Annotated in this window: 17 protein-coding genes, 1 other RNA gene and 3 pseudogenes; 17 read left to right on the top strand and 4 right to left on the bottom strand. The window is 36.5% G+C overall.

From position 1 onward, the window contains the following. Positions 1-236 precede the first annotated feature (236 nt). From ssrA to C8K15_RS03955, 14 genes and pseudogenes are all read left to right on the top strand, one after another. Positions 237-591, top strand: a transfer-messenger RNA (tmRNA) gene (ssrA, locus tag C8K15_RS04015). Positions 592-928: 337 nt separating this feature from the next. Next, positions 929-1,555, top strand: coding sequence for a sugar transferase (locus C8K15_RS04010; protein WP_108585281.1), 627 nt, complete (start codon positions 929-931; stop codon positions 1,553-1,555). A 5-nt stretch (positions 1,556-1,560) separates the two neighbouring features. After that, positions 1,561-1,809 (top strand): annotated as a pseudogene (locus C8K15_RS21305) (Wzz/FepE/Etk N-terminal domain-containing protein); the annotation flags it as partial. Between the two features lie 459 nt (positions 1,810-2,268). Beyond that, positions 2,269-2,871: a CpsD/CapB family tyrosine-protein kinase gene (locus tag C8K15_RS21300; protein WP_369973706.1), complete on the top strand. Its 603-nt coding sequence runs from the start codon at positions 2,269-2,271 to the stop codon at positions 2,869-2,871. Positions 2,872-2,884: 13 nt separating this feature from the next. Continuing rightward, positions 2,885-3,634: a tyrosine-protein phosphatase gene (locus C8K15_RS04000; RefSeq protein WP_108585148.1), complete on the top strand. Its 750-nt coding sequence runs from the start codon at positions 2,885-2,887 to the stop codon at positions 3,632-3,634. A 41-nt stretch (positions 3,635-3,675) separates the two neighbouring features. Continuing rightward, entirely contained in the window at positions 3,676-4,974 is a 1,299-nt protein-coding gene (locus C8K15_RS03995) for a lipopolysaccharide biosynthesis protein (protein ID WP_108585147.1), read from the top strand. Next, positions 4,967-6,130 (top strand): O-antigen ligase family protein, encoded by a 1,164-nt coding sequence (locus C8K15_RS03990; RefSeq protein WP_108585146.1) that lies wholly within the window; start codon positions 4,967-4,969, stop codon positions 6,128-6,130. The genes C8K15_RS03995 and C8K15_RS03990 overlap by 8 nt, the downstream gene beginning before the upstream one ends. Further along, positions 6,127-7,239 carry a glycosyltransferase family 4 protein gene (locus C8K15_RS03985; RefSeq protein ID WP_108585145.1) on the top strand — a complete coding sequence of 371 codons (1,113 nt, stop codon included), beginning with the start codon at positions 6,127-6,129 and terminating at the stop codon, positions 7,237-7,239. The genes C8K15_RS03990 and C8K15_RS03985 overlap by 4 nt, the downstream gene beginning before the upstream one ends. Continuing rightward, complete coding sequence (locus C8K15_RS03980) at positions 7,239-8,153, top strand: NAD-dependent epimerase/dehydratase family protein (RefSeq protein ID WP_108585144.1); 915 nt, start codon at positions 7,239-7,241, stop codon at positions 8,151-8,153. Before C8K15_RS03985 ends, C8K15_RS03980 begins: the two co-directional genes overlap by 1 nt. A 15-nt stretch (positions 8,154-8,168) precedes the next feature. Then, positions 8,169-9,800 carry a GNAT family N-acetyltransferase gene (locus tag C8K15_RS03975; protein WP_108585143.1) on the top strand — a complete coding sequence of 544 codons (1,632 nt, stop codon included), beginning with the start codon at positions 8,169-8,171 and terminating at the stop codon, positions 9,798-9,800. Between the two features lie 2 nt (positions 9,801-9,802). Next, a complete protein-coding gene (locus C8K15_RS03970) occupies positions 9,803-10,564 on the top strand; it encodes a hypothetical protein (RefSeq protein ID WP_108585142.1) in 762 nt (253 codons plus the stop codon). Next, entirely contained in the window at positions 10,561-11,547 is a 987-nt protein-coding gene (locus C8K15_RS03965; protein ID WP_108585141.1) for a polysaccharide deacetylase family protein, read from the top strand. The genes C8K15_RS03970 and C8K15_RS03965 overlap by 4 nt, the downstream gene beginning before the upstream one ends. An 88-nt stretch (positions 11,548-11,635) precedes the next feature. Next, positions 11,636-11,905: pseudogene (locus tag C8K15_RS21295) on the top strand (integrase core domain-containing protein); the annotation flags it as partial. Between the two features lie 420 nt (positions 11,906-12,325). Then, entirely contained in the window at positions 12,326-15,838 is a 3,513-nt protein-coding gene (locus C8K15_RS03955) for a S8 family serine peptidase (protein WP_108585139.1), read from the top strand. A gap of 494 nt (positions 15,839-16,332) precedes the next feature. On the opposite strand, the gene C8K15_RS03950 is transcribed toward C8K15_RS03955, so the two are convergent. After that, positions 16,333-16,884 (bottom strand): GNAT family N-acetyltransferase, encoded by a 552-nt coding sequence (locus C8K15_RS03950; protein WP_108585138.1) that lies wholly within the window; start codon positions 16,882-16,884, stop codon positions 16,333-16,335. A gap of 18 nt (positions 16,885-16,902) precedes the next feature. Continuing rightward, entirely contained in the window at positions 16,903-17,388 is a 486-nt protein-coding gene (locus C8K15_RS03945; protein ID WP_108585137.1) for a DinB family protein, read from the bottom strand. Positions 17,389-17,537: 149 nt separating this feature from the next. Between C8K15_RS03945 and hutH the strand changes: the two genes are divergently transcribed. Together hutH and C8K15_RS03935 are read left to right on the top strand one after the other, a co-directional pair. Then, positions 17,538-19,064, top strand: coding sequence for a histidine ammonia-lyase (gene hutH / locus C8K15_RS03940; protein ID WP_108585136.1), 1,527 nt, complete (start codon positions 17,538-17,540; stop codon positions 19,062-19,064). A 194-nt stretch (positions 19,065-19,258) separates the two neighbouring features. Beyond that, positions 19,259-19,694: pseudogene (locus C8K15_RS03935) on the top strand (HIT family protein). A gap of 74 nt (positions 19,695-19,768) precedes the next feature. Here the strand turns inward: C8K15_RS03935 and C8K15_RS03930 are convergent. Beyond that, the gene (locus C8K15_RS03930; protein WP_108585135.1) at positions 19,769-20,230 is read right to left on the bottom strand and encodes an FAD-dependent oxidoreductase; all 462 of its coding nucleotides are present in this window, start codon (positions 20,228-20,230) and stop codon (positions 19,769-19,771) included. Positions 20,231-20,440: 210 nt separating this feature from the next. Here C8K15_RS03930 and C8K15_RS03925 point away from each other — a divergent pair, with 210 nt between their 5' ends. Beyond that, entirely contained in the window at positions 20,441-21,331 is an 891-nt protein-coding gene (locus C8K15_RS03925; RefSeq protein ID WP_108585134.1) for a 5'-3' exonuclease, read from the top strand. Between the two features lie 2 nt (positions 21,332-21,333). Here the strand turns inward: C8K15_RS03925 and C8K15_RS03920 are convergent, their stop codons facing one another. Beyond that, positions 21,334-21,855, bottom strand: a complete 522-nt coding sequence (locus C8K15_RS03920) for a C39 family peptidase (protein WP_108585133.1) — start codon at positions 21,853-21,855, stop codon at positions 21,334-21,336. Positions 21,856-21,873: the final 18 nt, after the last annotated feature.

Below are 21,873 nucleotides of genomic sequence, written 5' to 3'. Positions count from 1 at the left end.
AAAGCCGCGATTACCGAGGATGACTCGGTGATCGTGGCTCTTTGGTTGTGTTATGATTTATCCGCCCTGTGTCTGTGTAGTGGCAGATGCTTCTTTGATTCTTGCTGCTGATTCTTCTGAGATGGCTGCAATTTCCTGAACTTTGTCATTTACTTCACTTGCCGTTTCTTAGATGTCTTTCATTAAGTATAGTACGTTTGTGATGTCGAATGTAAAGCTTATATTATTCCATAAAAGGGGACGTTATGGATTCGAACAGGGATAGTCTGAGCCTGAGTTCCGCGTCGGATACTCGGCTCCGTAAAAACGGACTTTATAATAACAGGTAAAACAAACAACAACTTAGCATTCGCAACGTAAGCTCGGATCTGCTCTATACATCCATCGCCCATGTGTCTAGGTAAAGCTCAACTTTTAGTGGGATACGGTTGGTAGTGCCACTTGAGCTACCAACAAGAGACTCTCAAGTTAGCGCACAAGACGCCCGCTTGTCGGCATAATGCTGCGCGAAATTTAATAGGCAAGATACACGCGTAGAAGCTTAAGTGTTGGAGTTTCTGGACGCGGGTTCGATTCCCACCGTCTCCATTTACATGATTTATGTAAGTGGATATAATCTTTTCAAAAAAGCACGTCTTTCGATTAATTTCGAAAGACGTGCTTTTTTGTTGTCGAAATTAAAAATGTAAAGAAGTATGGACGGAACTTTTATCAAAATAAAGTACATTTGAATTAGAGAACATACTACAAACGTCTTGTACATGTTTAAATTTTTTTTGATTCATAACGACACTAGGTCATAAGTAGTTCTGCTTGTGGAAAACCCCGAATACAATCAACTAGGCATGTTGAAATCTAAAATTATAAATAAAATCTCAAAAAAGACAGAGGAGTGTAAGGTCTGGAAAGAATTCGTTCATTATTGCATGTGACAATTGAACCGTTTATTTATGAGCGATATGGTAAACGCTGTTTCGACGTGTGTGTCTCTCTAATTTTGCTGCTCTTACTATTACCTCTTTACCCAATCATCTCACTCTTTTTACTTTTGTCTTCAGGTACACCACTTTTGTTTACACAAACCAGGATTGGACAATCAAATCAACCTTTTCAAATATTTAAATTCCGCACCATGAAACACAATAAAATAAATAGTAACAAGCCTAAACACGAATGGAACTATGGCGTTCCAGATAATTTTATTTTTAAGTCAGCTCACAATTTAGAAATCACAAAGATTGGAATGTTTTTAAGAAAAAGCAGTATTGATGAGATACCCCAACTCTTCAATGTGTTACGAGGTGAAATGAGTTTGATTGGACCTCGGCCGGAAGTACCAGAAATAACACAGTGGTATAACGAAAAGCAAAGGAAACGTTTGTTATTGAAACCTGGATTGACTGGATGGGCTCAAGTAAATGGGCGAGCAGATTCTTGTCATGGGCATAAAATAGAACATGATTTATTTTACATTGAAAATTGTTCATTTAAATTAGACATGAAAATTTTCATCCTTACATTTGTGGCAATTTATAAAGGCAAGGGGGCTTATTAAAGTTCATGAATCGAACAATGGAAATACGTGATTTTATTCGATTGTTTAAAAAGAAGAAGAAAGTCATATTGCTGGTCACTTTTTATATAACCCTAATTGGTGGATTTTCGAGTTTTGCTATTCCTCCAAAATTTGAAGCAAAGACAGACGTTCTTGTGAATTTCACGACTGCAAATGTCGTGTCGAGTGGAGAAATTGATGCGAATTTACGACTGATTGAAACATATAAATATTTAATGAAAAGTAATCGTATCTTAACTAAGGTTAATGGTTCACTGGACGAAACGTATAAAAAAGGAGAAATCAGCCAAAAAGTTGAAATTCAATCAAGTATTAATTCACAAATACTAACCATTTTAGCTGAAGAGAAAACGCCAGAAAAAGCAGCTGCATTAGCAAATACATTGGCTACAACATTCCAAGAAGAAATCAAAACACTCATGAACTTAGAAAACGTACATATCTTAAGTCAAGCAACTGTAAATGAAGATACAAAGTCAGTCAAACCAATTACTGCACTATTTTTTATTATTTCTGCAATCATTGGATTTTTAGCTAGTTATTCATTCATCTTGATTCAAGAGATGTTCTTTACTCTAGTTGACTCCTCTGAAAAAGCAGAAAAAGCATTAGCGTTACCCGTCATTGGATTAGTGCCTCCAGGTGAAGGCAAACTCATACATGATCTACCTACTTTCGATGTATTTACAGAAATGTTTCGCTCCATTCGTGCGAATTTACTTTATGTACTTTCAAAGAACAATGCAAAAACGCTTCTAGTTACGAGTGCAGAGTCGGGTGATGGTAAATCTTTTGTTAGTGCAAATTTAAGTATTGTATTTGCGATGGATCAAAAAAAAACCGTCTTTATTGATGCGGATTTGCGAAGAGGAACTGGTCGTAATTTATTTCATTTACCAAAACGTATAGGAATAACATCGTATTTAGCTGGACAATGCACTTTGCATGAGATTATTCAGTCCACTGAAGTACCAAATTTATCTTTTATTAGCGCTGGTCCTGTTCCGCCTAATCCAACTGAGTTATTATCTTCTACTAAATTTGTACAACTTCTAGAAGAATTGAAGAACCAATTCGACATAATCATTGTTGACACTCCACCATTACTGGTTGCTGACACATTACATATATCTGCAAACGTAGATGGGTGTTTGTATGTGGTGAATGCTGAGTCTTCTAAAGTAGAACAAGCTATTTATTCAATTGAGCTGTTAAAACAAGTCCAAGCACCTCTAATTGGAACGATCATCAATAAATCAAAAGGCTCCGTCCGTTCTTATTCTTATTACAATTAAGGAGTGAGTCGATATGCTCGTAGATTTACACAATCATGTGTTACCCGGTTTAGACGATGGACCTACTTCAGAATTAGAGGCTATGCTTCTGATTCAAAATGCTGTGAAAAATGGAGTGACACATATTGTTGCAACACCGCATCATCGCAACGGCCAATTTAACCAAGATGCAAACGAAATAAAAAATTCTATTCACGTATTAAACTCATTGTTACAAGAGAGAGAAATTCCAGTTACTATTTTATCTGGCATGGAAGTTCACCTTCATGGAGAGTTCATGGAGGAGTTAGAAACAGAAATATTGACGCTAGCAGACAGTATGAAATATATATTAATTGAGTTTCCAACACAACACATACCGCAGTTTACCGAGTCCATATTTTACGAACTACAGTTAAAGGGATTCATTCCAATCATTGCGCATGCAGAGAAGAATACGGAAATTCGCCGTCATCCTAAAAAGTTATTGGATTTAGTAAATAAAGGTGCACTAGTCCAAGTTACAGCTAGCAGTGTATGTGGCGAAAACGGCAAAGAACTTAAAAAATTCGCATTAAAATTATGTCAGCATCAGATGGTTCATTTTATTGCTTCAGATGCTCACGACGTTAAAAAACGTCCATTTTTAATACAACAAGCTTATCTTGTGATTCAACGAAAACTAGGAAATGAAATGGTTAAGTACTATCAACGAAATGCAAACCATGTAGTAGATGGAGTTGAATTTGTAACGTTGCCACCTAGATTAGTTGAAACCGTGTAGATCGCTAGATATTAGGTGAAAGAGAGTGAGGATATGGTGACTTGACACAACTGTGGCAGTGGAAGGATAAGCTTTTAAAAAATCCATTTATTCGTAGTTTGTCAGTATTAATGGCTGGAACAGCGTTAACCAATTTAATAATAGTACTAACAACACCATTATTAACAAGACTGTATACACCAGAGGAGTTTGGTGTTTATTCTGTTTTTTTATCCCTATTGTTTACAGGAACAATTCTAGTCTCTCTTAGATATGAAACAGCAATACCTCTTCCCGAAGATGAAGATGAAGCCTTTCATCTTCTCGTTTTATCGATTATCTTAGCTTTTATCGTCAGCGCTTTGTTATGTATACTGTTTTTCTTTATTCCGATTTCAAAATTATTGAATGTGCCTGAACTTGAAACATATATGTGGATGTTGTCTTTAAGTTTACTAGGAATTGGCATATTCCAGGCTTTTAACTCATGGGCTTTAAGAGACGAGCAGTACATGATGATCTCTAGGGCGAAAATGACCATGAATAGTAGTCAAATTACTTCGCAACTCTCATTAGGTCTATTCCAACTTGGTTTACCTGGATTACTTATAGGAGAAATCATCGGCAGAATGACAGGTTCGCTAGATTATTTTAGGTTAATTAAACGGACACATAAAGCTGTATCTAAAATAAGTGCAAAATCACTTGTTAAGGTGTTAATTGGTTATAAATCATATCCCATTGTTTCTAGTTGGGCCGCTTTAATAAATAGCTTGGGTACGCAAATGCCTATTTTTTATTTAGCAGCTCATTTTGATGCAAAAACTGCAGGTTGGTTTTTTCTTGCTCAAAAGATCTTAACAATACCTGAAGGTTTAATAGGGTTTTCAGCTTCACAAGTTTATTTATCTCAAGCAGCACAGACAGCAAGAAATTCACAAGAACATTTTCGGCAATTTTTTTGGGACACAGTAAAAAAAATGATTGTTATAGGTTTAATTATTATTGGACTTGTAGCGTTATGTGCACCTTTAGCCATTAAAATTGTTTTTGGCGAACAATGGATCCAAGCAGCTGAGTTCATCCAAATTCTATCCGTTTTATATTTTATGAAGATTATTATTAATCCGATTTCTGCTAATTTCTACGTTTTTAATGCACTTGGAAAACAATTTATAAGTGAATTAATCCGATTTATACTAATTTGTGTTTCTTTGTTTTTGGCCTTAGAATTTTTTGTTACACCGACAACCTCGCTATTATGTATTAGTTTAGTGAGTGCATCAGGTTATATAATTCATGGGATATTTGCATGGAGTACGATAAAGGAATATAAGTCGGAGGAAATTAAACATGACTGAGAGAGCGCCAAAATGGCTAATTCATCTATTGTTTTTAATGATGCTCAATAGCTCATTCGTTTTGATAGAGCCTTCTCCATATGACTTTTTCATGGTGCTGATTATATGTTGTGGGTTGATTTTCTTCCTAGTGAGATTTCCACAAGAGGTCTTCATCCCATTAATCGTTATGTTACTATTTTTGATTTTCCAATTTATCTCACTTTTATTTGCTAACGAGGTTCACGGATCACTTTCTTATCTAGCTATCACAAGCTATTTAATGATTTCATGGTTCGTAGTAGTAGGAGTAAGTCAAATTTTAAAAACCTCTCTATTAACTGTGATAATGAACGGCTATTTAATTTCAGGAGTTCTAGCAGCTTCCATTGGAATTCTCGCGTATTTCGGTCTCATTCCTTTTAGTGATTCGTTATTAATGTTTGGAAGAGCAAAAGCATTTTTTAAAGATCCGAATGTTTTCGGACCATTTCTTATTGTGCCAGCGTTATATGCCTTTAGTTTATTTGAAAAAGGACAATCATCCATATTTAAAAAAATTGCTTACTCATTTACATTCTTACTATTATTAACTGCAATTTTCGTTTGTTTTTCTAGAGCAGCTTGGGGAAACTTGGTCATATCTTTTTTTATTTATTTTTTATTAACCAAGCGAGAACTATTCCGAAGAAGATTAAAAACTAGCATCAGTTTAGGTGTTTTATCTATTCCTGTGTTGGTTTGGCTCGCTCAAAGTCCATTTGTGATAGAGCTATTTCAATCGAGACTCAGCTTGCAAGGATACGATGAGTCTCGATTTTCAACACAAAAAGAAGCCTTTTTAATGGGCTTAAAAAATCCATTTGGTATCGGACCTGGGCAATCTGAATATGTTTTTCAAATTGCTCCACACAGTTTGTATGCTCGAATCATTACGGAAAATGGGATCATAAGCATTGTATTATTTATCTTTTTTTTGTGTATTAGCATCCGCAAAGCATTTCAATCATATAAACAATCATACGATGAATCGGCAGTATATTTTTTAATAATATGTGCTTCTTTAATAGGACTAACATTCAATAGTATGTTCATCGATACATTGCATTGGCGGCATTTTTGGTTAATTTTAGCACTTGCTTGGTGTGCACCACTAAAAAGGAGAGATGACGGGTGAAGATTGCACAAGTGATTACTCGAATGGACACTATTGGTGGTGCTCAAGTGCACGTTCGTGATTTGTCGAACCATTTAGCAGCCTTGGGGTCTGAAGTCGTTATCATTACAGGTGCAGGAAAGTCTACAAATCATAAATTAGACGTACATTGTTACATAAGCCCTTCTTTAAAAAGGGAACTCAATCCGTTTTACGATGTACAAGCCATCTTTGAAGTTCGCAAGATTTTAAAAGAAACAAAGCCGGACGTAGTTGCTACTCATTCATCAAAAGCTGGCTTGATTGGCCGTGTTGCTGCATGGTCGCTTCGTATACCTACTGTTTTTACTGCGCATGGATGGGCATTCACCGAAGGAGTTGCACCTAAAAAAAGAAGATTTTATATAGCTATTGAAAAAGCGATAGGGAAGATAACTGATCAAGTGATTACTGTCTCTCATTATGATCGCCATCTTGCTGACTCTAATCAGGTCTTACCTATGCACAAAATGAAAACCGTACATAATGGTGTCTTGCCTCTTAAGCCTATAACGAACCCTAATCGCAATAATGCCTTAGTAGATATATTAATGGTTGCTCGGTTCGATGTACCCAAAAGGCAATTAAACTTAATTCGAGCATGTGAAAAATTACGTGATTTGCCTTGGCGATTATCATTCATAGGAGATGGTACAAAGTTAGACGAAGCTCGTGGCTATGTTGAAAAACGCAATTTACACGATAGAGTCTTGTTTTATGGTGACATGAATAATATTGAGATTCCATTAAGTAAATCACAACTCTTTGTTTTGTTATCTGATTATGAAGGGTTGCCATTAAGTATTTTGGAAGCGATGCAAGCTGGACTACCGATTATTGCAACGGACGTTGGTGGTGTGAAAGAAGCCGTAATTGATTCAGATAATGGTTTCTTAATTCCAAAAGGAAAAGAACAACCACTTATTCGACGGCTGACCCAGTTAATTACCGATGTTTCACTAAGAGAATCGATGGGGCACAGAAGCAGGGAGTTATTTTTTGAGAAATTTACATTTGACAGAATGCTTATTGAGACAAAGGACGTATATGAATCGGTCGTTCAAAATCAATTACTAAAGGGGAAAACTTAATGAAAGTGCTTATTACCGGGGGAGCAGGGTTTATTGGTTCACATGTTGTGGAAGAGTGTCTAGCTCACAACTATGAAGTTGTTGTAGTGGATAATTTCAGTTCTGGGAACATTGATAATATCTCCGATGATTGCAAAGTATATCAGGTTGATATTAATGATATTCATTTGAAAAAGGTATTCGAAATAGAGATGCCAGATATGGTAATTCATTTAGCTGCGCAGGCATCTGTAATGAAATCTTTAGAAGATCCTGTTGCTGATGGTGAAATAAATATACTAGGAACTTTAAGAATATTAGAGCATGCAAGAATTCATCATGTCAAAAAGATCGTGTTGGCTTCGTCAGCAGCTGTCTATGGTAATCCAGAAGAATTGCCAGTCAATGAAAAATCTCCAGTAAATCCATTATCCTTTTATGCTCTTTCAAAATGGGCTGGTGAGCAATACGTCCAGCTATATGAAAGTTTATTTGATCTACCTTTTTGTATCTTACGTTTTTCGAATGTCTACGGTCCGCGTCAAAATCCACTAGGTGAAGCGGGTGTTGTATCAATTTTTATCAACCAATTAATCAATGGTGAGGAAATAGCAATTTATGGTGGTCAGCAGACACGTGATTTTGTATATGTGAAAGACGTGGCGACGGCTTGCATGAAAGCGATTGAAAGTACAAAAACTGGGGTTTATAATATTAGCTCTTGTTCTGAAACATCAATTAACGATCTTTTTTCAATAACCTCCTCACTTGCTGGAATTAGTATGGACCCACTTAAGTATCCTTTGCGACAAGGAGAGATTCAGCAAAGTGTTTTAGATAATGAAAAAGCAAAGAAAGAGTTTGAATGGAAAAATTCGTATTCACTGCAAGAAGGATTGAAGGAAACAATATCTACTTATCAACTTAAGATTTAATAAGGGGAGGACAAAATGAAATTCTATCATATTCGTTCATTGGAACAATTGATGCCCTTTCAGAAAATCTGGGATCATATATTAGAAGAAAATAACAATGATAATCCTTTTATCGAATTTAAATGGGTAGAAAATTGGTGGAGGTACATTGGCGAAAAGCGAAGAGTTGAAATGATTGTCGTAGAAAAAAACGATCAAGTCATAGCCTTTTTTCCTTTTCAATTTACTCGTAAATGGAATACCATCATGATTGAATTTATAGCCTGTGGTGAAGCGAATTACATGGACATCATTGTCTATGATAAGGACAGGGAAGAAACGATTCAATTTGTTTTCGATCGGTTATTGGAAAAGATGCCGGACTGTATTTTCAATTTACATGGATTATTATCAAGTAGTCCAACAACTAATATGTTGAGTTTATACTTAGCCAAACGGAAATGTACACCTACTGTATTTTCAGTAGTAACACCTTTTATTAATATGGAATCTATTAATTTAGAAGCGTATATGAAAAAAAGAAGAAAACTACATGGACTCGATCGAAGAGAAAAAAGACTTAGTTATTTAGGCGAAGTGAAAGTATCGACGAGTAGTCCAAATGAAATTGATGAAGTATTTGCGCTACATGATCGACATTGGAGATATAAGTTAGATACTAGTGGATTCACAAATGATGAGCACAAAAATTTTTATCGTGCTTTAGTTAATATTTCTGAAGGCCCCATGCAAGCAAAAGTGGAGAGCTTATATTTAGATAATCAAATGATTGCTTTTTCATATGGTTTATCGTGTAGAGGCAGATACATTGGGTACGTAATTGGCCACGATGACGATTATGGAATTTATGGTCCAGGAACAATATTAGAAAAAGAATTAATTGTCAGCAGCCCTAATAAAGCAATTAAGAAATTCGATTTAAGTATTGGCTATGAACCTTATAAATTTGAATGGAATTCGGCAGTTGATTATACAAATAACTTCATCTTTTCCACTGATAGTTGGCAATCGAAGATGATTTTTTTCCTGACAAAAGGAAAAGGACATATAAAAGAAACGCTAAAAAAAAATTATAAAATTGTTTTGTTTAAACGAGAATTCATCGGTAGTAAATATTCTTTTATTAAAAATGCTAAGTTTACAGAGTGGGTTCAAGCCTGTGGGAAATTAGCAGGAAAGATATACTCAAGAAAAACAGTAGATATTTACAAACAGAGCCAAGGAAATGAGAACTTAGCCGATTTTGAAAAGTTGGTTTATCCGAACGCTAAAAAAAGACATCATAATCTATCGCGAATAAACAAACGATTTTACAATGGGTTTATCCCATATAGTGATTCGAAGTTTTCGATGTTTTGGATTCACCCGAAGTTAATTCGAGTTGACGAAGTTGGTTATTTACAACCACTGCCTAAACAAAGTGTCTTTATAGGAGAGTGGCAATTTCATAACCTTACAAACATTTGTTCATACCTTCGTAATGAACAAAAAGCTAAAGATATTTTTCTATATACATCGAAGAAAGATGAAATCGTAAATAAACACTTACATCAGTTAGGGTTCAAACACGTTAACAGGATTAAAAAAACACATATGTTTACCAAGTCAAATACACACATTTCAACCATCGACACACCTGAGGAGTGACCTTGATTATTACCCTATTACGAAAAAGTTGGAATGTGAAAATGACACACATTTATTATGCTGAGAACACAGAAAGTAAACCAGAATCATCGATAATTAGTTATACAAATGCTCTTCGTCCACTTCCTACTTTACAAGAACAAGAAACCTACCAAATCGATTTGACCTTATCAGAAGAGGACCTTTTTCGGAAATTGAAAAAATCAAACCGCAGTCAAATAAAGCAAGCTACTACCAAATCATTCACACATTTCATCGAAAAACATCCATCCAATGAAGAGTTACTAAAATTCCAACAATATTACAATCATTTTGCTAAAGATAAAAACACACATCAATGTAATTCATTTCACTTGAAAACTTTACAATTACTACGCGACAAAAATGCACTCATTATCAGTAAAATTTTAAACGATCAAGATGAGGTTTTTTGTTATCGGGTTTATTTAACTGATTGCATTCGAGCATTAACACTTTATTCTGCTTCTCATTTCCGGAAAAACGACGTACCCGAAATAAAACGTCTATATAGTTTGGCAAGCCGATATTTACTTTGGAAAAATATATTATGGTTTAAACAATATGGTCATGCTATTTACGATTTAGGTAGCCTAACGAATGACGAAAACATTCGTCAATTTAAAATTGGCTTTGGAGGAGAAGTTGTGAAAGCATATTCCGGCTATGCATCAAATAATAGGATAGGGAAATTCGTTTTGTGGATTCGGAAAGTAAAGATGAATTCTCCTTATAAAAATCGATGACTCAACCAGGAACCTTACTTGTGTCACTTGATTTTGAATTGAACTGGGGCGTACATGATGTATTTTCTCTCGAACAGTATGGAGATCGACTGCTAGGTGCAAGAAAAGCAATCCCTCGAATATTAGAGTTATTTAACTCCTATGATGTCCATTCAACTTGGGGAATTGTTGGTTTATTATGTTTTGATAATAAAGACGAATTACTAGCAAACTTGCCTGATATAAAACCTTCTTATAATCATCCGATATTCTCTCCATACGAAAAGATGGATAAGGTCGGGGAAAATGAAGAGTTAGATCCTTACCATTTTGGTTCGTCTTTAGTCCAAAAAATAATGGATACGCCTAATCAAGAAATCGGCACACATACTTTTTCACATTATTATTGTTTAGAGGATGGTCAATCGCCAGAAGAATTCGAAGCTGATCTGATGGCCGCAAAATATGTGTTTTATCAAAAAAGTATTAACATGCATTCCTTTATTTTCCCTCGAAATCAAACGCAACAGAGTTATTTAGAAATATGTAAAAAGCACGGGGTTACGAGCTATCGTGGAAATGAAACAAATTGGCTATATGAAGCAAGTAACCTTAGTCAACAACATCCAGTGAAAAGAGCTGCAAGATTAGTGGATCATTACGTGAACTTAACAGGGCACCATACTTATCAGTTAAATACAGTCAATAAAGAACCAATAGTTAACCTACCTTCCAGCCGTTTTCTTCGTCCCTACAGTAGAAGTCTTAAACTGTTGGAGCGATCCCGTTTAAAACGTATAAAAAATAGTCTCACATATGCAGCTCAAAAAGGAGAAGTTTATCATCTTTGGTGGCACCCTCACAATTTCGGAAAAAACATAGATGAAAATATCAACTTTTTACGTGACATACTCGAACATGTAGAGCTACTAAAAAAACGCTATGCTTTTCAAAGTTTAACCATGAAGGAAGCAACTGAAAAAATTCAATTTGTGAATGAATAGCCTGCCTACTACTATAAAGTAGCAGGTTTTTTTATTTGGAATTGTTAATCAATACTGTTGTTTATCGAACATTTGCGCTAGCCGCACCATTCATCATTCAGATCGTGGAGCTCAATACTGTTCGACGGATTACGTTGATAAATTACTTGAACATGACATTCAAATTAGCATGAGCCGTAAAGGTGATTCTTATGAAAATGCTTGTATTGAGTCTTTTCATGCCACAATCAAGAAAGAATTGATTTATCGTACAAAATTTAAAACCCGAGCTGAAGCACGTAAAGCTATAACAAATTACATTATTAGCTTTTATAATGAGCGTCGTAGACACTCCACCATCTACATAATGAATACATGACCAAAATACCATATACGTTTCTAGTTCTTTATCCACATTTTAATAAAATATATTTTTGAATTTTCATAAAATTATACCGATTATGTTTATTTTCCCCAATTTAAGAGAAAATACTCTCACTAATATTTTTGATTTCGACAAAATCAGAAATATTTTTCCTGATAATAACTTAAAATTCTATTTTAAATGACAATCTTTTTATGGGATTTTTTACATATAAATCTATCGAACTACTATCGAACTATGCTATATTCCCCCAATTTACTGTTTTTTATGTTGTATGTACAATTTGTAGTGTAATTATTCACTCAGTAGGGTTAGCATTATGCGTTATTCCATAATTTTATTAAATTCCTAAACTCATAATTGTAGTGAAATAATTATAAAACTCAAAGATAAATAAAAAAAGGAGAGATGTAAATGACCAAGAGTAAATTAAAGGCATTTAAAGTGATGACTACTGCAGCTGTAACATCCTTACTTCTTTCATCAATCACAGTTTTTGCGGAAACGAATGACACATCAACCGAGTCACAATTGACCAACCAAGTATTTGAGTCTAATTTAACAGAAGCAACTACAGATGAAACAGGGACAGTAGACCAAGCCCACAAGCCAGTTGATACTCAATATGCTCCTAACGATTCTGTACGAGTGATTGTGGAAATGACAGGAGAACCTGTACACAGTGCCAAGGGAAATGAATCTGAAAAGAAAAAATTAAAGCAAGCTCAAAAATCATTAATCCAAGAGATGAAAGAAACGAAAAAGTGGAATGTGAAAGAGCGACATCACTTTGTAACAGGTATTAATGGCTTCAGTATGGATACAGAGTTCAAAAATATCAAAGAAATCGAAAAACTATCTGGAGTGGCTAGTGTTCATATTGCAGTGACTTATCAACAAACGATGAGCACTAGTAAATCCATGGTACAAGCGAAAAAAGTATGGGAAGAGTTCGGTTACCATGGTGAGGGGATGGTGGTTGCTGTTGTCGATACCGGAGTGGACTATCGCCATCAAGATCTTACTATGTCTGACAGAGGAAAAGCGAAAGCCAAGTGGAACTCTACTAATATTCAAGAAAAATTAGCTGAAACAGCTGTAGAAGATCGCTGGTATTCAGATAAAGTACCAGCTGGTTACGATTGGGCTGACCGAGATCAAGATGTTCTTCCATATGCTACATCACATGGAATGCATGTAGCTGGAACGATTGGGGCCAATGGAACCGATGAAATCGACGGGGTAAAAGGGATTGCACCCGATGTGCAGATCCTAGTGGAAAAAGTATTTTCCGATTATTGGAATGGGGCATTTGCAGACGATATCATAGCAGGAATCAATCATGCGGTTGAAATGGATGCCGATGTCATCAACTTAAGCTTAGGGTCTGATGCTGATTTTGTGGATGAGAACAATCCTATCCAAAAAGCAGTTCGTATTGCTACAGAACAAGGAGTATTAGTAGTAGCAGCAGGTGGAAACGCATTTTACAGTACCAAAAGTGGATCCGTCACTTATAATCATCCACCCTATGCTCAAAATCCTGATATTGGAGTAGTAGGAGCACCTGGTTCAAGTCCATATGCTTTACAAGTAGCTTCTTATGAAAATGATAAAATCCATATGGACACACTTACTCTTCCAGATGGGAAACCACTTATTTACAAACGCCATGCAGGTTCTGTTCAAATGGCAGATGTCTTTGCTCCAGGTGAAGAGATTGAGTTAGTTTATGTAGGTTATGGTAGGACCGAGGATTTCGCTGGAAAAGATGTAAAAGGCAAAATCGTGGTTGCAGAACAACAATGGGCGGGTAGTGAACAATACATACAATCTCCTACCCAACAGAATCAAGCAAAAGGAGTAATAATGGTACCTTTAGATACACTAGGAAATTATGCCAAATTACTATTTTCACCTTATGGCAATATTCCAGGAATTAGTACTGGGATTGCTGAAGGAAAGGACTTAATTCAACGTTTGAAAAGTGGTGAAAAGATTAAGGTTAAAGTGGGTAAAGGAACTTTAATCGATAATAATACCAAGGGAACAATGTCTGCATTCTCATCAATTGGAGCACCACATACCCTTGATTTTAAGCCTGAAATCACCGCACCTGGTGGTAAGATTTATTCTACTGTCATGGATAACAAATATGACACGTATAGCGGAACTTCGATGGCTTCGCCACATGTAGCGGGTGCAGGAGCTCTAGTGTTACAGTCGCTCTATGAAAAAGGCGTGACGAGAGGTTCAGATGCTATTTATCGAGCGAAAACAGCTTTGATGAATACAGCTCAAATCTTAATGGACCCTACAACAGAAAGTAAAATTCCATATTCACCACGTAAACAAGGCTCAGGGATGATGCAGATTGCTAATGCACTAAAAACACCTGTATTAGTCAAAGATAAGTTTGCTAAGCCAGAAAATGCAGCTGCTGTGGAGTTAAAAGAGATAAAGCAAGATAAAGTAAAATTTATGCTGGAGTTAGAGGCGTTAACTGGTAAATCTTCTCAAGAAGAGATTACCTATGATGTTTATCTAGATCTTTTAACCGATGATACCGAGCAGAAAGATCTAGATTTAAATCGCGATGGGAAAATTGATAAAACGATGGAAGTGCTAAAGCTAACAAGTAAGCGGGTCGAAGGAGCAACAGCGAAAATCAACGGAAAAGATTTTAGCGACAAAACACCTGCCACCTTTACCGTGAAAAAAGGTCATCTGCAAGATTTAGAGGTGGATATTAAACTTCCAGATGGATTGAAGAAAAATATATTTGTTGAAGGATTTGTTCGCTTTGTTCCGAAAAATGGAGATCAAGCTTCGATTCCGTCTTTAACTATTCCGTATATGGCCTTTTATGGAGACTGGGATCAACCTCAGAACTTAGATGCACCGATGTGGGACAAAAATGCGTTTTTACAAGAAACAGCTCTATTTCCATACTATGGTAATAAAAATTGGCTTGGCAAACCAGCTATAGCACTTGGTTATGATAAAGTGACCAAAACATTCGCAGAAGAAAGAATGGCCAACTCTCCACATGCTGCGAATCAAGGTGTTTATTCGATGTTTACCACCTTGCGCAATGTAAAACTGGTGCAAATGTACATTGAAGATGCATCAGGTAATCGAGTTCGTTATCTTGGAGATTACAGTCAAGGTACTATAACAGGAGAACCATGGAAATTCAGAAAAAATGTAATGACAAGAAGCGAGTACTTTAATCCTGGATATGGATGGGATTTGAAATCAGAGGATGGAAAATACGTTCCGGACGGAAAGTATCAATTTATTATAGAGAGCACATTAGATTATGAAGGAGCACGACCACAAACGATTAAGCTCCCAATTAGTGTAGATTCTGTTGCACCAAAAGTAGAAAATATTCAAGTCAACAAAACACCAGAAAATAAGTATCTGATTAGTTGGGACATGAAGGATAATGCAGGGGGGAGCGGCTTAACAAAATCGATGGTTTATGTCGATGGCATTTATAAACCTATTTCTGCAACACAATCGTCCTTAATAGTAAATACAGAACCGAAAAGTGTAATCGTAGTGCCATTTGACTGGGCAGGTAATGTCACTTTTGAAATATACGGAGATCACTCGTATTTAAATGAGTTTTTATTCCTTTCAGCGTGGGATGTATGGGCTAGACCAATAACGCAAAAGGAGCCAGGTCATATTTTGGGAATTGGCTTGAAAAAATTGAACTGGACCATTACAATCCAAGATCCTGAAGGAAAAGTGGTTCATACTTATAAAGAAGCGAATACAGAGACTGCTTATATAAAATGGACTCCATCTGCTGATCTACCTAGTGGGAAATATAAAGTGATCGCAGAGATGGAAGAAATTGAAACGGGACTAAAGATCACAACAAAACCACGTTATATGACGGTGGTGCAACCTTAAAAAAAGAAACCATAAGATAAAACCTCAATCCTTTATGATGTTTAGAATGGTTGAGGTTTTATCATGTACGAATCCTGGATGTTTCGCATTCTTTAAATTAGGCGAAATAAAAAAAGCAGGTAGAGGCCGAAATAGCATCTTCGGCCGAACATCTACTTAAAGAAGCCTTCAATTCTGTAGTAAACCAAACCAAAATTACTGTGTCCTTCCAGGTTGCAAGGGAGCGAAGGATGCACACCCGCCGCAGGATAATCTACAAAAAGAGAGGTGGTCGAGTGACGCAGTCACAAGCCCATCCTCTTTATTCTCTAGATTATTGTGCAGCAGGTAAAGCGTCCGAAGCGAACTGGAAACCTGTCAGACTCTAAAAATCCTCTACATTTGAAATTACTTGCATATCCAAATTTCATAGAAGGTGATGTTAAGGTAGAATTGAAAAATCCTAACAAATGATGAAAGAGGATGCACCAAAGTTGGTGCATCCTCTTTTCCATTTATGAATGAAGTTGATTCCATACTTCTTTCGTAATCGAAAAAACCAAAGCATTGTGATTTTCTCCGCCTTGGTATAAATAATTCCTTAGCAGTCCTTCTTTTTCAAACCCTACCTTCAACAACAACTTCCATGACGCTTCATTTTCTGGAAATGTAACTGCTCCCACACGAGATAGCATGAGTGTTTCAAAGCAATAGCCCAAGACTTCTTCTAATGCTTCTTTAATATACCCGTTGCCCCAGAAATCTGGATGCAGGTCGTATCCGACTTCACATTTTTTGCTCCATAGCTGAAGGCTGTTCAACCCAATGGTTCCAGCCAATTCGTCCGTTTCTTTAAGTTGAATGCCCCAACGTGCGGAGCGTTTTTCCTTGTAGCCATTATTCATATTAGTAATCATTTTTTCTGCTTGTTCCAATGTAATGAGGGGATCCATACCGTAGTACCGCGTTACATCTTTTCGGGAAAACTGATTGAAAAGATGGTCAGCGTGCGTTGGATTCAACTCGATCAATCGAAGTCTATTAGTCTCTAGTACAGGAAAGGACAAGGGGATTACCTCCATCTATTAGCTTTGAGTTTCATTTGCAAAATAAATATAATCAACGGGTATTCCTTCCAAGTCAAATTGTCTTAAGAACGAGGTCACTTGACCACGATGATAGGAAGAGTGATTAATGAAGGTAAAGAACATTTCTTCTCTTGTATTGGAAAACGGATCGCCTTTAATATTCGTAAAGTTCAGAGTTTCTTTCCATTGCTCATTTGTCAGGGTTTCAAAAAATTGTTTCATCTCTTCATGTAACTGTGCAAAACCTTCTTTTGTGACTGACACCGTGCTTACGTCGAATTCTTTCCATTCAGGCTTCTCAATTCCAGTCAATCTTTTGAACCACAGGTAGTCCACACTTAAAACATGTGAATAGGTTTCACTAATCGTTTTAAATGAATTCTTTGCTACCTGGTGAAAAATAGCTTCGTCTTTTGATTCTACGTGATTGAGTAGTTTTTGAGTTGCCCACTGATGATAATGAAACATAGATTGCCAATTCATAAGAATCCCCCTTTTAATAATTGTGAATATTTTCTATATTAACACTTTTGCACGCTGATACACTACCACTGTATCTTGTTAGAATTTGGAAGAAAACAATTGAACTTATAATATGACGCACTTATACTCGAGACAGAGGGGTGTTTAATATGATTTTATTAACAGGTGAGAATTTACATTTAGAAGAAATGCGATCCATTTTATTTCAACAAGAAAAAATAGATTTAGATAAAAATGCATTAGTTCGTGTTCAAAAAAGCCGTGAAGCTGTGGACAGAATCGTAAGAGAAGGTAAAACAGTTTATGGGATTAATACGGGATTTGGAAAATTTAGCGATGTCAGTATTAATGAAGAAGATGTTCGTGCATTACAACTTCATTTAATTCGTTCACATGCATGTGGGATTGGTGAGCCTTTTGAAGAACATGTATCTCGCGCCATGGTCGTTCTACGATTAAATGCATTATTGAAAGGCTTTTCAGGAATACGAGTTGAGGTATTAGAGCGTTTAGCATATATGGTTAACCATCAGATTCATCCAGTAATCCCTTCTCAAGGATCTCTTGGGGCTTCTGGTGATTTGGCTCCTTTGTCACACTTAGCGCTTGTTTTAGTCGGCGAAGGATTTGTATGGAACAAAGGTCAACACGTGGCTGCTTCGGAAGTGTGGGCAACTCGTGGTATGGATCCACTTGTATTAGAAGCTAAAGAAGGTTTAGCACTAATAAACGGAACACAAGCGATGACAGCTCAAGGCGTGGTGAATTGGTTGGAAGCTGAGACACTTGCTTATCAAAGTGAATGGATTGCAGCAATGACTATGGAAGCATTACATGGCATTACAGATGCTTTTCATCCCGCTGTTCATCAAGCGCGTGGTTACGTTGAACAAGTTGATGTAGCTAGAAGAATGCTTGAGTGGCTAGAAGGCAGTAAACTCGTGACAAAACAAGGGGAGAAACGAGTGCAAGACGCATATTCACTACGATGCATTCCTCAAATACACGGTGCGAGCTGGCAAGTCCTTGGCTATGTAAAAGAGAAATTGGAAATTGAAATGAATGCAGCAACAGATAATCCACTGATTTTTGAAGATGGAGACGTCATTATTTCTGGTGGCAACTTCCATGGCCAGCCTATTGCTTTTGCGATGGACTTTCTAAAATTAGCAGTCGCAGAGCTTGCGAATGTTTCGGAACGACGAATCGAACGATTAGTAAATCCACAATTAAACGAAGGATTGCCACCTTTCCTTAGTCCACAACCAGGACTTCAATCAGGTGCTATGATTCTGCAATATGCAGCTGCTAGTTTAGTTTCTGAGAATAAAACGTTAGCACATCCAGCATCTGTGGATTCAATTCCATCGTCAGCCAATCAAGAAGACCATGTAAGTATGGGAACAATTGGTGCTCGTCACGCTGGAATGATGATTCAAAATGCACGACGCGTGTTGGCAATAGAAGCTTTTTGTGCGCTTCAAGGAACAGAATATCGTGGAAAAGAAAAAATGTCTCCATCTCTACAAGATAAATGGGATGAATTCCGTTCATTCACACCATCAATGGTAGAGGATCGGATTTTTAGCACTGATATTGAACGCATTAGTACTCATTTGAAGAATGAAACAGGCATTGCCAGTTATTCAACTAAAATTACATTATCATTTCAATAAAAACACTATAGTTGTAGCACAAAAATCAAGCGGATGACCTCAAAAATAGCACTTCAATTCTTTTGTTTTCTGCCACAGAAAGCATTGCGAATTGAAGTGTTATTTTAATAGATAATATATGGCAGTATTATTGGGATAAAATGATGTTTATATTACAAAAAGTATTCCTATATGATTTCAAAGAGGCGAGCTATGTGAAAACGGATTATACACAAAAGAGTTCGGATTGTTTAGGATGTGCATTGGCAAATAAAGAGGCATTCGTTCATGTGGTTTATGAAAATGATTATGTTTGTTGTTTTTTAGACCACGACCCTTTTAACGAAGGGCACACATTAATTTTACCTAAGAAGCATTTTGGTTATGTAGATGAATTTGATTCAGTGCCAATGCAGTAATGAAGGCTTCTCAACTAGTTTCAAAGGCTATAAAAAAACATATAATCCAGATGGTATTTCCATCTGTCAAAACGGCGGGAAAATTGATGAATTGTCCCATTACCATATGCACGTTGTACCAAGATATGAAAATCAATCTTTTGCTAGTTTTTACACAGAAGAACCTTGGAGCAATGATAAGGTTAAAAACAAATTGCCGAGTACACGGGATGAATTAGCAAAAATTATTTGAGAGTTATAATAGTGTATAGTCAAACAAAACAATTAATGAAACGTGAAAAACACTGCATTAAACAGCATTTTTCTTTATTTAACTCCATATTTTCGATCCAATGTTACGAGGTCTGCATCAGGGTGATCACCGTAAATTATTAGATTACGGAGAATGTGGGACCCCAACATGCTATAGACTGTCCCGTTTCCTCCATAGCCGAGCAAATAGTAGTGCTTATCTTTGGTTGGACAGCAAATTTGATAAAACCGCACAGCTTCACATTCTCCAATTTGATCAATCAATTCATGAAGCATAATGTCAATTGAATATTGAAGAAGTCCAGTGTTTGCCATCGTACTTCCTGTAGCCATTTGACGTTTATCAAGTATTGCGACACTCAGTCCCGCTTCGACTAACGCGAGAGCAGATAAAGAACCGGACATTCCTCCGCCAACAATGACTACATCATAAAAAGATAATCGTTCGGGAACTTTTCTAGATCCTTGTTTAGGGTAAGTGGTTGGCCAATATAGTGACCCATGATGTATAACCATTTTAGGCATCCCCATTCTCATCTAATTCCCTTACTTTACCCGAATCCAACACTAATCAAGCCTTTGTAAATCGATGTTTTCCGAAATTTTATCGCTTTATTTGCTATAATAATAGAAGGTTAATAATTAAGAGGATCACATGAAAATAATTCTCTGTCATTTAAATGGCGATATACCTTTGTGAAAACAATAGAAGAAAGAGGAGATTACATGCAATCCACTGAAAAACCACATATTTTATTAGTCGATGGAATGGCGTTGCTATTCCGATCATTTTTTGCAACATCTGTATTTAATCAATATTTTCGTAACGAACATGGGGTACCTACAAATGGTGTTCAAGGATTTGCGCGTCACGTATTATCAGCAAAGCAAATGATGCAACCAACTCATATGGCTATTTGTTGGGATATGGGTATGCATACATTCCGTAATGATTTGTTTGATGGTTATAAATCTAATAGACCAGCTCCTCCTGAAGAAATGATTCCTCAATTTGATATGGCAAAAGATATATCTAAAATGCTAGGGTGGCAAAATTTTGGGGAAGTTGGAATGGAAGCGGATGATTTAATCGGTTCTATGGTATGCAAATGGCAGGACGAAGCGAATATTACGATCGTTAGCGGAGATAAAGATTTATTGCAATTGCTTTCCCCAACAACTAAAATCGCTTTCACCAAAAAAGGGTATACCATTTATGATGAATATACGTATGATCGATTTTTAGAAGAATATCAAATCGAACCATCTGTTTTTGCAGATGTGAAAGCATTCATGGGGGATTCGAGTGATGGGTACCCGGGAGTAAAAGGGATCGGTCCTAAAAGTGCGCTCCAATTGATTCAAAATTACGGTTCGGTTGAAGGCGTAATTGATTCACTACACGAATTGAAACCAGGCCAACAAAAGAAGATTCAAGAGAATATGGACATGTTACGTTTGTCAAAAAAACTAGCGACGATTCATTGTGAGATGGAATTACCAATTGAACTGGACCAGCTACTCATTCCTTCTTACAGTAATGAACTAATGCTACAACTTGATCAAGCTGGATTTGGTATTACAAGTAGATATGCACGGTCTTTGTATCCTATTTAACGTTAGGAATTCAGACTATGTGGGACAATTTTGACAAACGTTAAAATCTCCTGATTCTTTTCATATGAAACCTTTCGAATGCGGCTTTCGCGATTTCTTCCACCATTATCATGGAGAATCAGCGTTAAGCCGTTTTCATTTTCTTCAAATCCTATGAGCGGAACCCAGTGGTAGGCAAATTCATATGTGCCAAACCAGTGGAAAGAAAAATAGCGATCAAATTTGCATGCTACAGGACGTCCTTCAAGAAGTTCAGATTTTGCGTCATCTATTGAACATGTATTTACTTCCCAAGTAGGCCCAAGAATCTTCCGCAAATTACGCTTTAATAGCCAAGTAAATAAACCAATACGAGTACTTCCAAGTAACTCGTATAATTGATTGGTATTGTATGGGCAAGCGTTTGGCATCCAGTAGCGTAGGATGGTCAAAGTAGTCACAGGCCCACAAGCAGAAGGTTGATAATTGGATTTTATGGATTTGTCGTATTGAGAAAGACCTTTAACGTCTAATTGCGTACGCATGAATTCACCTCTTAAGGA

Source organism: Paenisporosarcina sp. OV554 (assembly GCF_003058165.1).
Classification (GTDB): Bacteria; Bacillota; Bacilli; order Bacillales_A; family Planococcaceae; genus Paenisporosarcina.
The sequence above is the reverse complement of the archived record's forward strand: the minus strand, read 5'-3'. Positions and strand labels throughout refer to the sequence as shown.

Excerpts from the sequence above, each read along its gene's own strand:
- C8K15_RS03945 (WP_108585137.1), bottom strand. The coding sequence starts at position 17,388 with ATGAATTGGCAATCTATGTTTCATTATCATCAGTGGGCAACTCAAAAA.
- C8K15_RS03975 (WP_108585143.1), top strand. The coding sequence starts at position 8,169 with ATGAAATTCTATCATATTCGTTCATTGGAACAATTGATGCCCTTTCAG.
- C8K15_RS04000 (WP_108585148.1), top strand. The coding sequence starts at position 2,885 with ATGCTCGTAGATTTACACAATCATGTGTTACCCGGTTTAGACGATGGA.
- C8K15_RS21300 (WP_369973706.1), top strand. The coding sequence starts at position 2,269 with ATGTTTCGCTCCATTCGTGCGAATTTACTTTATGTACTTTCAAAGAAC.
- C8K15_RS03920 (WP_108585133.1), bottom strand. The coding sequence starts at position 21,855 with ATGCGTACGCAATTAGACGTTAAAGGTCTTTCTCAATACGACAAATCC.
- C8K15_RS03925 (WP_108585134.1), top strand. The coding sequence starts at position 20,441 with ATGCAATCCACTGAAAAACCACATATTTTATTAGTCGATGGAATGGCG.
- hutH (WP_108585136.1), top strand. The coding sequence starts at position 17,538 with ATGATTTTATTAACAGGTGAGAATTTACATTTAGAAGAAATGCGATCC.
- C8K15_RS03990 (WP_108585146.1), top strand. The coding sequence starts at position 4,967 with ATGACTGAGAGAGCGCCAAAATGGCTAATTCATCTATTGTTTTTAATG.
- C8K15_RS03955 (WP_108585139.1), top strand. The coding sequence starts at position 12,326 with ATGACCAAGAGTAAATTAAAGGCATTTAAAGTGATGACTACTGCAGCT.
- C8K15_RS03930 (WP_108585135.1), bottom strand. The coding sequence starts at position 20,230 with ATGGTTATACATCATGGGTCACTATATTGGCCAACCACTTACCCTAAA.
- C8K15_RS03965 (WP_108585141.1), top strand. The coding sequence starts at position 10,561 with ATGACTCAACCAGGAACCTTACTTGTGTCACTTGATTTTGAATTGAAC.
- C8K15_RS03980 (WP_108585144.1), top strand. The coding sequence starts at position 7,239 with ATGAAAGTGCTTATTACCGGGGGAGCAGGGTTTATTGGTTCACATGTT.